Source organism: Stenotrophomonas sp. 109824_Sma, assembly GCF_056480025.1.
Genome location: NZ_CM151078.1, coordinates 320,742 through 333,172, shown reverse-complemented (window position 1 = coordinate 333,172; position 12,431 = coordinate 320,742). Strand labels below are relative to the sequence as shown.

At 65.8% G+C, this 12,431-nt stretch carries 14 protein-coding genes and 1 tRNA gene; 7 read left to right on the top strand and 8 right to left on the bottom strand.

Annotation, left to right across the window (positions count from 1 at the left end):
- Positions 1-108: 108 nt before the first annotated feature.
- The 4 genes from ACZK1G_RS01525 to ACZK1G_RS01510 all read left to right on the top strand — a co-directional run bounded on the left by ACZK1G_RS01525 (position 109) and on the right by ACZK1G_RS01510 (position 3,239).
- Entirely contained in the window at positions 109-528 is a 420-nt protein-coding gene (locus ACZK1G_RS01525) for a hypothetical protein (protein WP_233490824.1), read from the top strand.
- Positions 529-1,163: 635 nt separating this feature from the next.
- Positions 1,164-1,568: a hypothetical protein gene (locus ACZK1G_RS01520; RefSeq protein ID WP_049447207.1), complete on the top strand. Its 405-nt coding sequence runs from the start codon at positions 1,164-1,166 to the stop codon at positions 1,566-1,568.
- A gap of 228 nt (positions 1,569-1,796) precedes the next feature.
- Positions 1,797-2,399 carry a hypothetical protein gene (locus ACZK1G_RS01515; RefSeq protein ID WP_147416459.1) on the top strand — a complete coding sequence of 201 codons (603 nt, stop codon included), beginning with the start codon at positions 1,797-1,799 and terminating at the stop codon, positions 2,397-2,399.
- A 54-nt stretch (positions 2,400-2,453) separates the two neighbouring features.
- Positions 2,454-3,239 carry a hypothetical protein gene (locus ACZK1G_RS01510; RefSeq protein WP_152682166.1) on the top strand — a complete coding sequence of 262 codons (786 nt, stop codon included), beginning with the start codon at positions 2,454-2,456 and terminating at the stop codon, positions 3,237-3,239.
- A 111-nt stretch (positions 3,240-3,350) separates the two neighbouring features.
- Here the strand turns inward: ACZK1G_RS01510 and ACZK1G_RS01505 are convergent.
- From ACZK1G_RS01505 to birA, 4 genes are all read right to left on the bottom strand, one after another.
- Positions 3,351-3,426 (bottom strand) — tRNA-Thr (locus tag ACZK1G_RS01505).
- 40 nt (positions 3,427-3,466) lie between these two features.
- Positions 3,467-4,321, bottom strand: coding sequence for an SPOR domain-containing protein (locus ACZK1G_RS01500; protein WP_101764763.1), 855 nt, complete (start codon positions 4,319-4,321; stop codon positions 3,467-3,469).
- Positions 4,322-4,330: 9 nt separating this feature from the next.
- Positions 4,331-5,062: a type III pantothenate kinase gene (locus tag ACZK1G_RS01495; RefSeq protein ID WP_049435511.1), complete on the bottom strand. Its 732-nt coding sequence runs from the start codon at positions 5,060-5,062 to the stop codon at positions 4,331-4,333.
- Positions 5,059-6,027 (bottom strand): bifunctional biotin--[acetyl-CoA-carboxylase] ligase/biotin operon repressor BirA, encoded by a 969-nt coding sequence (gene birA / locus ACZK1G_RS01490; protein ID WP_049447244.1) that lies wholly within the window; start codon positions 6,025-6,027, stop codon positions 5,059-5,061. Before birA ends, ACZK1G_RS01495 begins: the two co-directional genes overlap by 4 nt.
- Before the next feature lie 144 nt (positions 6,028-6,171).
- Here birA and ACZK1G_RS01485 point away from each other — a divergent pair, with 144 nt between their 5' ends.
- Positions 6,172-6,456, top strand: coding sequence for a hypothetical protein (locus ACZK1G_RS01485; RefSeq protein WP_014035646.1), 285 nt, complete (start codon positions 6,172-6,174; stop codon positions 6,454-6,456).
- Positions 6,423-7,214, top strand: a complete 792-nt coding sequence (locus ACZK1G_RS01480; RefSeq protein ID WP_197621989.1) for a M90 family metallopeptidase — start codon at positions 6,423-6,425, stop codon at positions 7,212-7,214. Before ACZK1G_RS01485 ends, ACZK1G_RS01480 begins: the two co-directional genes overlap by 34 nt.
- Before the next feature lie 127 nt (positions 7,215-7,341).
- Here ACZK1G_RS01480 and ACZK1G_RS01475 read toward each other — a convergent pair whose 3' ends face one another.
- The 4 genes from ACZK1G_RS01475 to dusA form a co-directional block, all read right to left on the bottom strand.
- Positions 7,342-8,766, bottom strand: coding sequence for an ATP-binding protein (locus ACZK1G_RS01475; RefSeq protein WP_014035644.1), 1,425 nt, complete (start codon positions 8,764-8,766; stop codon positions 7,342-7,344).
- A gap of 25 nt (positions 8,767-8,791) precedes the next feature.
- Positions 8,792-9,475 (bottom strand): response regulator transcription factor, encoded by a 684-nt coding sequence (locus ACZK1G_RS01470; protein ID WP_004136763.1) that lies wholly within the window; start codon positions 9,473-9,475, stop codon positions 8,792-8,794.
- A 73-nt stretch (positions 9,476-9,548) separates the two neighbouring features.
- Complete coding sequence (locus tag ACZK1G_RS01465; RefSeq protein ID WP_014035643.1) at positions 9,549-9,923, bottom strand: hypothetical protein; 375 nt, start codon at positions 9,921-9,923, stop codon at positions 9,549-9,551.
- Positions 9,924-10,136: 213 nt separating this feature from the next.
- Positions 10,137-11,135, bottom strand: coding sequence for a tRNA dihydrouridine(20/20a) synthase DusA (gene dusA / locus ACZK1G_RS01460; RefSeq protein WP_478448021.1), 999 nt, complete (start codon positions 11,133-11,135; stop codon positions 10,137-10,139).
- 111 nt (positions 11,136-11,246) lie between these two features.
- Between dusA and ACZK1G_RS01455 the strand changes: the two genes are divergently transcribed.
- A complete protein-coding gene (locus ACZK1G_RS01455; RefSeq protein ID WP_478448019.1) occupies positions 11,247-12,347 on the top strand; it encodes a tyrosine-type recombinase/integrase in 1,101 nt (366 codons plus the stop codon).
- The last annotated feature ends 84 nt before the right edge of the window (positions 12,348-12,431 follow it).

Below are 12,431 nucleotides of genomic sequence, written 5' to 3'. Positions count from 1 at the left end.
ACGGCGGCCATTGTCTCCACACTGCGCCGGCACCCCAACGGTGCCTCTTCAATTCCCCAACAAAGGAGAACGACGCGCATGAAACATGCACTTACTGGATGTGCAGTATTGGCGATTGCCCTGGGCGGACTGGTTGCGCCAGATGCCCGTGCGTCTTCCCAGCGCATCACGCATACGGTGACCTCCGATGCGTTTGCAATGCACACGCAAGGCGCACGCCAGGTGCTCGACTGGGTGGCGCAGCGTGTAAAGCCGACGTTCGCCCCGCAGGGCTACGGCAACGTACACGTGGAACGGCGGGCGTTCTCCGTCGGGGGCGCGTCTGCACGCTCGGACGGATCGATTCCCGGCAAGCTACCGGAGCAGGGCATTCCCGGTGAGATCTACCGGGTGGAAAACCTGCTTCCCGATGGCTCCCTGCAGACATGGGAGTTCACCTGGGTGGAACCCTCCTCCGGCCATGGCGGCGGCTGGGACGTCACCGGGTACACCTACAAGAAGGGCAATGACCCGGTAAACCAGCAGTAACTGCTCGCTGCCCTGCCCCGCCTCAGACACGCTGCCGCGGAATCTCGGCAAACCGGCGTCAGGCGCCGTATGTGGACGTTGTTGCGCGCGGCAGGGCCTTGCTGGCTGTCCATGAAGACGCTCAAGAGCCGGACGGAACGCGTTGGGATTCACATCTGGTAGGGTGTTCTTGCAACGCCGCCAGGGCAGTTAAGCCAGCTTTACTTCTTGGGCCATCGCTGCCGCGCGGCAGCGGTGGAACAGCAGGATTCATCGATGATGACGGCACTGCGCGATATGTCGCTTCTGGCATTGCACTGCTCGAAACAGGCCAAACGCGATAATTCATTCTTTCTCTCAGATCACCCGATGCCATCGAAACAAACGACTGGCAGGCGGTGATTTCGCGTGCGCATGATGAATCGCCACCTGCACAGGTGGCCGGGACTTCCAAGCCCGTGTAGTCAACGATGTATACGCTTGCCAGCCGGCGTCGTCCTTTCAGGGGCGGCGCCGGCTGGCAATCCGTTCGCCGATCGACGGCGGGCGGTGCGTGGGGGCCTCGTGCCCGCCGATTCGTTGACCCGGTCTTGGAAGCCACGCATCGCCCGCCACCCTACCGTGGCGGCACCTCTGTTCCTGACGAGGATGCCCGCATGTCCAGAACCCACCACCCGTACCTGACCGCCACCCTGGGCGAGGCCGCCCTGCGCCTGCCGCCCGAACTGGCGCAGCCGTTGGAAGCCGCTTTTGCCGCTGCGAACGAGGCACCCGCGCCGATCAATCTTCCCGGCTGCCTGCAGCGCATCCGCGCCGGTGATGCCGCCGACGGACAGCCGTGGCAAGGGCCGGCCAGCACACCCGGCCATGCCGTGGCAGCCGCACGCAGGGACCGCGCCGCGGTGGGTTTGGTGTCGCTGTTGGAGCTGTACCACGCCACCGAGCGCGTGCGCGTGGACGGGGAAGAGAAGGACGACATCGGCGACGGCACGCGCGAAGGGCTGATGCTGGCCTGCCGGGGGCTGGCGGAGTATGTGGCGTTGCAGGTGGGTACGAGGTAGTTGGCGAGAAGATCTGCACAAATGCCTGAATTCTACTTCGTTGTGGAGTGTTTCCTTGCACTCGCACACGCGCGACTCATTACCGAGGGTGATACTCGACGACACCGAGGGATACTCAATACCAAGACCGAAGTCACATCTACCCCTGTCGATCTCATGTCAACTGCTCCGCGTGGCTTCGAAACCACGGTGCACCACGCATCCTTCTAGACCAAGGAGAGATCTAGCATGAGAATGAATTCCAAGAGCATATTGGCCGCCTCCACTATCGCATTGGGAAGCGCACTCCTTTTCACAGGTTGCAATCTGAAGAGTGTTCGGGCTTATGGCGAGTGCAGCGGAAAACAAGCGGGTGGCGGAGAGTGCAAGGCGGGCATGGAAGTTATCTGGGAAGGGGACGGCGGTGGGAAGAAGGGCATTTACAACTCCCTGCTGTCTTCGCTCAGCGCACTCCCAGATGCCGCGACGTTTGAGCTGGATACATCCGGATCAACCATACCGTATCCTGCCACGGGCAATGCGGTACTCCGGGTAAAGAACGTCGCTACCGGCGTAATCAGCGCGTCCCAGACGTTTTCATGGATCAGGACAGGCACTGTGATCCGAGTTGCGGACCCTAACGCGGTGAATGCCTGGGTATACGCAAATGTGGGTAATGGCGATGCCTTGAGCTACGACCTACTCCCCTTCCATTCGGCATACGGAAATGGTCCGCAGGTTATCGCTGGGCAAGCCAAACAGGAAGGCATTACCAAGGCGAGCTACTACTTGGAGTTCGAAGGACGGGATTGCGTCAACCACCCGTCGCCGCACTTGTGCATGGAGATGTAGTAAACAACAGGAGATGCGGGTGCACCTTGAGCACCCGCACCTTTGGGAGAAGCGATGAAAGGAGTCGTACTCGCCGCATTCGCCGCCTACATCCTGGCAGGCTGCGCCACAACGATTGGATTGCCACAAGGCATCCCTCCGGATGGCTATACCGAGCTGGTGTCCACGCCTCTCGGGCCATTCCGCTACTTCCGGTCTCTCTCCATTGTTCCAGGGCGCAAGGACCTGCCCGCTCTGGAATCGTTTCACTGCACCAACACCCAGCACGAAATCCTGCTCTTGACGGCTGCAGGATCACCGGTTGACGTTGCCGATACCTGCATGCGCATTGATGCAGCAGCGAAGTTCTCCGAATCATGGATAGAAGCAAAGGCTAACAGATACCGGATTCTTCTCGCGCCAACGGATACCGCCGCGACGATACAGTCGCGTGCTTTGGGATCGTTCTCGGGTGGGAAGACATTGGCACTTGCGGCTTCGATACATGACGACCGCGGACGGACAGTTGCAAACCTTGTCGATCTGGTCGCACACGAGACATTCCATGCGCTAGGTCATGCTACAAGGCACCCTCAGGCGCTTGATGAACGCATCGCCTACTACGCCGGACTCTGCGCACAGCTTCAGGTAAATGGCGTTGTTCGAGAGGATTCGCTGCCTGGAGCCGCCATCGGTACGGACGAAGCTGCAGTGCAGCTGTCTTCGCAAGCAGCCTATCGTGTCCGTCTCGAGACCTATCCCCTTCTCGCCGATGGCCGCATTCAAATGAATGAGCAATCTGGCGAACGTATGCTCCAGCGTTGCAGCCAACTCAGAAGGAGTCTTACGAGGTCGCGTTGAACACGCCTGCAGACCCACATTCTTTCCAGAACGGCAACGCACAAAAAAACCCGCCATTGCAGCGGGTTGATTGTTCCCAGTGGACATGTGCGGATGCCAAGGGATCGAAGATGGTGCCGCTTATCCGAATCGAACGGATGACCTACTGTTTACAAGACAGTTGCTCTACCAACTGAGCTAAAGCGGCATGGGTGGTGCACCGGCGGCAGCGCCGCGGTCCGGGGATTCTAGCGCAACCGCGTGCATTCCAGCGACCGGCTCTGTGCCGCCCCGCTGCGCTGCTGGGCCTGGGCCGGCTGCGTGCCCGCCGCCAGCTGCCCTTCCAGCCACCATTGGCCGGCGTCGCCGCTGGCGACCAGGCGCGGCTGGAAGCCGGCGGCCTGCACCGCCGCCATGCGCCGCTCTGCGCCTTCGCGGTTGCGGTACTGGCCCAGCGCCACGGCGTTGGCCTCCTCGCCCTGGCTGATGATGTAGTAGTCGCTCAGGCCGGCGGCGACGATGCGCTTCACGGTGGCCTGCGCTTCGTCGCGGTTGGCGGCGGCCGGCAGCATCACCCGGTAACGGGCACTGCCGCTGGCAGCGGGCTGTTCGCGCAGGCGCACCTGGCTGAGCAGCGTGCCAGCCTTGCCCTGCGCGCTGCTCGCGGCGGCGCGGTCGGCGAACGGGCCCAGTGCGACGCAGCGCGGCGGCTCGGCGGCTGCGGGCGGGGTTACGGGTTTTTCCGGTGCCGGTACGGGTGCAGGCGGCGCTACCGGCTTGGCAGCGGCAGCAACCGCCGCAGCGTCAGCCGTCTGCGGCTTGGGAATGTCCGGCTTGGCCGGCACGGCCGGCACCGGCGCGGGCGTCGCAGCCACAGCCGTCTTCGCGGCCGGTTCGCGTTCCACCAGCGGCGCGGTCGGCGCAGCGGCCGTCGCTTCGGCTGCGGCATTGGCATCCACACCACCGGGCACCCAGCGCAGCTCGGCCACACCGGCCGGTTGCGGCGGCGGCGCGGGCGGTTGCGGTGCATCGCGCAGCAGCCACCAGCAGGCGACGCCAAGATTGAGAATGGCCAGTACGACGATCAGGGCACGGGTCAGCATGCGCGGATACTAGCCTGCGGGCTGGTGCACCGCCCAGCGGGCGAGGCCATCCAGCACCAGCGAGGGGTGGTAGTCGGCGCCGGGCAGCAGCGGCATCAGCGCCGGTGCGCCGCCACCATGCACCAGCAGCGACGGTGCCACGCCCAGCAGCGTGTGCGCCTGCTGCGCGCTGCGTTCGATCAGCGCCACGGCCGCGCCGTCGCAGCCAGAGGCCAGCGCGTCGGCGGTGTCGTTGGCGAACTCGCTGTAGTCGCCGCCGGTCGCCGGCAGCTGCACCGCACGCGCGTGCAGTGCTTCGCGCATGGTGGTGGGCGATGCAGAAATGCGGCCACCGTGGTGCTGGCCATCGGCGTCGAGCAGGTCGATCGTCAGTGCGGTGCCCACGCCGACCACCAGCACCGGGCGCTGCGCCTTGGCCGCAGCCAGCAGGGCCAGGAAGCGGTCGACGCCGAACTTTTCCGGCTTGGCATAGGCAATGCGCACGCCCGCGCATTCGGCGCTGGTGCGTACGACATGCACGTGTTCAAAGCGGCGCTGCAGCTGGTCCAGCATGGCGCTGGTCAACGAGGGGGCGGCCACGCTGGCCACGAACGCGGTGCGGCCACTGGGCAGGCTGTGCGGCGGCTGCCCGGCCATTCCTTCGGCGCCATGCGCCCAGGCCTGCACGTCACCGGCGCGGTCGCCCTGCAACGGCGCGAACTTGAAGCGCGAGTTGCCCAGGTCGAACAACCAATCGCTCATGCTGCCCTCACGCTGACTTCGCCGGCGTGCAGCAGGCGTTCCTGGCCATCGATGCGCACGCGCAATGCGCCGTCATCGGCCAGGCCTAGCGCGGTACCGTGCTGCCACTGCCCATCCAGTTCCACGCGTACTTCGCGGCCGGCCAGCATGTCGAAGGCGGCGTAGCGCGGCAGGAACGGAGCGAGGCCTTCGCGATCGAATTCTTCCAGCGCCGGCAGCAGGCGCGTCAGCACGGCCGCAACGACCACGTTGCGGTCCACCGGCGTGCCGGCCAGCGTGTCCAGGTCCACCCACGGCTGGGTGATCTGCTCGGCGAACGACGGCGGCATGTGCGTGTTGATGCCGATGCCGATCACCGCGCGCGCCGGGCCGGCGTATTCGCCACCACCTTCAGCGAGCAGGCCAACCAGCTTGCGCTTGCCATCGACGATCAGGTCGTTGGGCCACTTCAGCTGCGCCTGGGTGTAGCCCAGGTCGTGCAGCGCTTCGGCCACGGCGATGCCGGCCACCAGGCTCAGCCCGGCCAGGCGGCCGAGGCCACCGGAGTACAGGCGCAGCACCGACAGGTAGATATGCGCGGCCAGCGGCGAGGCCCAGGTGCGGCCACGACGGCCGCGGCCACCGGTCTGGCGTTCGGCCAGCAGGACGCTGACCCCGCGCTGGGGCGCGCTGCAACGCAGCAATTCGGCGTTGGTCGAATCCACCGTCCAGGCCACCTGCAGGTCGTGCAGCAGCGGCAGAACCCCTGCCGGCAGGCCGGCGCGGATCGCGTCCGGGTCCAGCAGATCGACCGCCCGGGTCAGGCCATAGCCTTCGCCGGCGCGGCCCTCTACGTCCACACCGGCGGCCCTAAGCCCTTGAATGCGCTTCCAAATTGCCGCCCGGGTCTGGCCCAGCTCACGGGCCAGGGCGTCGCCGGACAGGCGACCGGCAGCGAGTTTGGCCAGCAATTGGCGATCGTCCACGGCAGCTTCCACGAAGTCAGGAAGGAATTATGCGGGAAAGCCGCCAGCGACGCCCGCCACGCTGGGTTCCGCGGGGGCTTCCAACGGGGCGGCGAGTTCGGGCTAGAATCGGGAACTCACCTTCCCTTAACGTGGATGTCGTCAATGCGCCGTTATGCCCATTGCCTGATCCTGCTGATGATGCCCTTCGCGGCGTCTGCGACAGCAGCGCTGGACGACAGCCGCGGCGCCTGCGTGTCGTCCAACGGTGATGCCGCCTCGCAGCGCGCACCGACCGCGACCGCCTCGGCCGCCACCACCAAGCCGGCGGCGGTACGCCCGGCCGCCAGCAGTGCCACCAGCACCGGCGGCGGTGGCAGCGACGATGACGTGCTGCAGCGCATCCGTGCGCCGAAGTGGCACAGCTACCTGCCGGGAATGTTCCGCTGATCAAGTCGTTGCTGCAGTGGCTGCGGCCTGCGCCGCGGCCGATCGACGATGCACTGTGGGAAGACGCCCGCCGCCGCGCGGCCTGGCTGCACGGCCTGGACGACGAACACCGCGCACGCCTGCGCGTACTGGCCACGCGCTTCCTGCACGAGAAGACCATTACCCCGATCGGCGAGCTGCAGTTGCAGGCCGGTGACGGCGTGCTGCTGGCCGCACTGTGCTGCCTGCCGCTGCTGGAGTTCGGCGAGGTGGGGCTGGAAGGCTGGTCGCAGCTGATCGTCTACCCCGATGCGTTCCGCGTGCACCGCAGCCACATGGATGCGGCCGGCGTGCTGCACGAGTGGGATGACGAGCTGATCGGCGAGTCGTGGGACAGCGGTCCGTTGATCCTGTCCTGGGCCGACGTGCAGGCCGACCTGGCCGCCCCCCACGAGGGTTACTGCGTGGCGGTGCACGAGATGGTGCACAAGCTGGATGCGCTGGATGGCGCGATGGACGGCACCCCGCCGCTGCCACGCGAATGGCAGCGCGAATGGGCCGCCACGTTCCAGCGCGCCTACGACGCCTTCTGTGCGCAGGTCGATGCGGGCGAGGAAACGCTGATCGATCCGTATGCGGCCGAAGCGCCGGAAGAGTTCTTCGCGGTGGCCAGCGAGTACCACTTCTCTGCGCCGGATCTGCTGCAGCAGGCGTTGCCGGAGGTGGCCGCGCAGCTGCGGCGGTTCTATGGCGAGCCGCCGAAGATCGAATTGCGGTAGTGCCGGCTGCTGGCCGGCAACCTGGCGCTGCCACCGAAGATCATGAGGTTGCCGGCCAGCGGCCGGCACTACCGGGACACCACGCGTTGTTGCGCGAGGCGATGCCCGGTGGACGGGAATGCGCGGCTTACGGCCCCGGCGGCAGACGCACTTCGAAGCGGGCACCGCCCAGTTCGGCCGAACGGCCCACGGTCAGTTCGCCGCGGTAATCCTTGATCAGGTCCTGCACGATCGACAGGCCGATGCCGTGGCCCTGCACGCGCTCGTCGCCACGCACGCCACGCTGCAGCACCTTGCCGATGTCGTCCGGGGCAATGCCCGGGCCATCGTCATCCACCGCCAGCAGCAGGCCGGCACGGCGTGCGTTCGGGGCCGGCAGCGGCTGCGCGGTCAACAGCACGCGGCGGTTGGCCCATTTGAAGGCGTTCTCCAGCAGATTGCCGAGCAGTTCCTGCAGGTCGCCCGGTTCGCCGTGGAAGCGCGCCGCCGGGTCGATATCGAATTCGCACAGCACGCCCTTGGAGGCGTAGACCTTTTCCAGGCCACGCACGATTTCCTCGGCATTGGACTCGATCGGCAGCGGCGCGGAGAACAGCTTGTGGCCCGACGAGGCCGCGCGCGCCAGCTGGTACGAGACCAGGTTGTTCATGCGCTGCAGCTGCACGTCCAGTTCCTCGCGCAGTGCGTTGTCGCCGGCACCGCTGTCCATCTGCGTGCGCAGCACCGCGATCGGCGTCTTCAGGCTGTGCGCCAGATCGGCCAGGGTGTTGCGCTGGCGCTCGAGGTTCTCGCGCTCGCTTTCGATGAAGGCGTTGATGCTGTCGGTCAGCGGTTCCAGCTCGCGCGGGTGGCGCTCGCTCATGCGCTCGGTCTCGCCGCGCTGCACCTTGGTCAGCTCGGTGATCACGCGGCGCAGCGGGCGCAGGCTCCACTGCAGGATGACGGTCTGCAGCAGCAGCAGGATCAGGCCGATGCCGCCCAAGTAGAACCAGACGCGGCCACGGAACACGCGCAGCTGCGCACCCAGCGCGCGCGAGTCTTCCATCACGTAGATGGTGTACGGGAATTCGGTGGCGGGATCGGCGTCGGCGCCCCACACCAGGCCCAGGCCATAGCGGTAGACCGAGCCCTGGCTGCCATCGATCTGGATCATCGGCAGCGGGCCTTCGAACACTTCCTGGCGCGGCGCCAGCAGGCCACCACCCACGGTGGGCAGCATCGGGCCTTCGGCGGACATCGAATTGCCCTTGCCGTGCGGCATCACCACCTGCAGGTACAGGCCACTGCCCGGCACGTCGAAGCGCGAATCCGGCGGTTGCTCGCGGATGTACAGCGAGCGGTCGCGGGTGAAGTCGATGCCGGCCGCGTAGGAGGTGGCGTAGTTCTTCAGGCGCTCACGCAGGTTCGCCTTCGCCGTATCGGCGAAGGCGGCGTCGAGCGCGTAACCGGCCAGGGCCAGGAACGCGACCAGGCCCACGGACGCGGCGAGCATCTGGCGCGCCTGCAGTGAGCGCGGCCGCCAGCGTCGGAAGAACCACAGACGGCCGGACATCGTGTTATCGCCAGGGTGAGCCGGCTCAGCCCTCGTTGCGCGGAATCGCGAAACGGTAGCCGCGACCGCGCACGGTCTCGATCGGCTTCAGTTCGCCATCCGGGTCCAGCTTCTTGCGCAGGCGGCCGATGAACACTTCCAGCACGTTCGAGTCGCGGTCGAAGTCCTGCTGGTAGATGTGCTCGGTGAGGTCGGCCTTGGAGACCAGTTCACCGGCATGCATCATCAGGTACTCCAGCACCTTGTACTCGTAGCTGGTCAGGTCGACATTGCTGCCGGCCACGCTGACGGTCTGGGCGGCGAGGTCCAGGGCGACCGGGCCGCATTCCAGGGTCGGCTTGCTCCAGCCTGCAGCGCGGCGCAGCAGCGCGTTGACGCGGGCCAGCAGCTCTTCGACGTGGAACGGCTTGACCAGGTAATCGTCGGCACCCTGCTTCAGGCCCTCGACCTTGTCCTGCCAGCTCGAACGCGCGGTCAGGATCAGCACCGGGAACTTCTTGCCTTCGTCACGCAGGGCCTTGATCAGCTCCATGCCCGACATCTTGGGCAGGCCGAGGTCGATGATGCCGACATCGAACGGAACTTCGCGCCCCATGTAGAGGCCTTCCTCGCCGTCCTGCGCAGCATCGACGGCAAAGCCTTCGCGCTTGAGCCGGGCTGCCAGGGTCTCACGCAGCGGGGCTTCGTCTTCGACCAGAAGGATACGCATGAACTCTCCCTAGTGTCCTGGGTGTGGCCCGGAGGCCTGTGGGGTACGGGTTGATAGCGACAACTATCCCTGTTCAGGGGTTATCGCCGCGTAGTGATGACATATCCGACCGCGGCGTGCGCGGCTGTGAACGCGACGGGGCAGGGTCGTCCATGTAGCGGACCCGGCCCCGGTCGTCCATGTACTTCACCCGGTTGATATCACGACCATCGAACGGCACGCGCTCGGCACCGAGGATGTGGCCGCCGGTGGTGCGCTGCACGCGGCGCACGGCATCGGACAGCGAACGCTCGTCGCCACGGTTGCCACGCTCGCCCCGCTCCATCATCTCCGCACGCCCCTGCTCACCGCGCGGCGGCTGCTGTGCCAGCGCCGACGACAGCGGCGCAGCCGCCAGCACAACGCAGGTGGCCAGGGCAATGCGGCAATGGAGGGAAGCGGAAGACATCGATGCGATCCTAGCCGAGCACGGCGATTCGTTCAAAAGTCGTAAATCCGGATGCCGGGTTTCGGGCCCGGCGCTTTACAAATCCTTTGCAAATTCTTGGTTTGGGGCAGTGAATCCGGTCTGAACTTTTCCGGCCGCGACCCCGCGATGTTCAGCTAGGTGAACATTCGGGACGAATCGCCGCGCCTTGTCAAGTCAGGAATGTGACGGCGGTCACGCTGCAACGCGATCAGCGTCGCGTTCGGTCACGGCCAGTGCCTGCTCGACCAGGCTCCAATCGGCACCCGGGCGGTGTGCGCCCTCGCTCAACACCTGGCGGAATGCGCGGCCACCGGGCTGGCCATGGAACAGGCCGAGCAGGTGACGGGTGATGTGCTTCAGCGCCAGGCCTTCGCCCAGGCGCGCTTCCACATACGGGCGCAGCGCGCGCAGCAGGTCGCCGCGGGCCTGCAGCGGGGCGCCGGTCTGCAGCGCCTCCAGCTGATGCAGCAGGTAAGGGTCGTGGTAGGCCGCGCGGCCCAGCATCACGCCATCGACGTGCGCGGCCTGCGCCTGCACCGCCTCGATGCTGGCCAGGCCACCGTTGAGCACCACCGGCAGCGCCGGGCGCTCCTGCTTCAGGCGGTAGGCCCAGTCGTACTTCAGCGGCGGAACCTCGCGGTTCTCCTTCGGCGACAGGCCCTTCAGCCACGCGTTGCGCGCATGCACCACCACCATCGCGGCACCGGCGGCAACCTGGCGGTCGACGAAGGCGGCGAACACGTCGTAGTCGTTGTCCTCGTCCACGCCCAGGCGGCACTTCACCGTCACCGGGATCTCGACCGCGTCGACCATCGCCGCCACGCACTCGGACACCAGTACCGGCTCGCGCATCAGGCAGGCGCCGAAGCGCCCGGCCTGCACACGGTCGGACGGGCAGCCGCAGTTGAGGTTGACCTCGTCGTAGCCCCACTCGGCGGCGACGCGCGCAGCTTGCGCCAGCAGCGCGGGATCGCTGCCCCCCAGCTGCAGCGCCAGCGGCTGCTCGCTGCGGTCGAAGCCGAGCAGTCGCTCGCGATCACCGTGGATGACCGCGTTGGCATGCACCATTTCCGTGTACAGGCGCACACCCGGTGCCAGCACGCGATGGAACACGCGGCAATGGCGGTCGGTCCAGTCCATCATGGGGGCCACGGAAAGACGGATATCGTTTGAATTCAATGTCTTACGCATGTTTCGGTGCATCCTTGGTGCGCCGTGACTCCCTGTAAGTCCCTGTTTTTCCCTGCCGATCCCGGTGTAATGTACCCGTGCTGCACCAAGCAGCGGGGAGTGCACCAAGACATGGCAGTAGTCGAAAAGCGCGGAAAGAAGTGGCGGGCAATGGTCCGCATCAAACCCCATCCTACCGCCTCGAAGACCTTCAACGGTCGCAAGGCGGCTGAGGATTGGGCTCGCATTACAGAAGATGCCCTTCGGGCGGGCCTGCCTCCGCCGCAGGAGAGCATGACGCTGGAAGCCCTCATTGATCGGTACATCAAGGAGATGGACCGCTTCAAACCCATTTCAGCCACCAAGCGCGGAAACCTGCGCCGATGGGTGGAAAGCCTCGGCGACCGGGAAGTGTCCTCACTCACCGGGCAGGACATTTTGAACCACATCCGGGCCAGAACAGCTCCCTCCGCTGCGCTGAACGGCGGTAAGGCACCGGGCCCGGCAACCATGGCGATGGAACTCGGGTTCCTGGCTGAGGCCCTGGCGGCTGCTCGGTCGCTATGGAACATGACGATCCCGGACGTGGTGACCGCCGTCCGGCCAGTGCTGCGCCGCGCCGGAGCCATCGCCAAGCCAGAGGAGCGCGACCGGCGCCCGACAGCCCAAGAGCTTGACGAGCTGGCCGCCTTCTACAAGTTCAACTTTGGCGCCATCCCGATGCGCGACCTGATCCCGTTCGCCATCGACTCGGCAATGCGCATGGGCGAGATTGTTGCACTGCGGTGGGAAGACTACCAAAGCGGTGACAAGCCGATGGTCCTGATCCGGGACAGAAAGGATCCCAAGGACAAGAAGGGCAATCATCAATGGGTGCCCCTACTGGGGCGGACGGCGGCGATCATCGAGGGTCAGCTCCGCAATGGACCGCTGATCTTCCCCTACAAGGCAGACAGCATCGGAGCGTCGTTCCGCCGCGCCTGCAACCGGCTACAGATCGAGGATCTTCACTTCCATGACCTGCGCCACGAGGGAACTTCCAGGCTATTTGAACAGGGGTACACCATTCCAGAGGTCGCAATCGTGACCGGCCATAAGGACTGGAAGTCGCTCAAGCGCTACACACAGCTCGTACCAAGTTCGCTCCATCGCGATCCCCTCCACCAGCCGCTGCCCCAGTCTCTGATACTGCGGCCGGCGCCAACTTCTGCCTCGGAGACCGATAGTGATTGACTTCAAGCGAGCAGTGGGAAAATCGTTCCGGGCGATCGCGTTCAACCGCCGGCGGTCAGTCGCTAGCTGCATTGCATTTTCCGG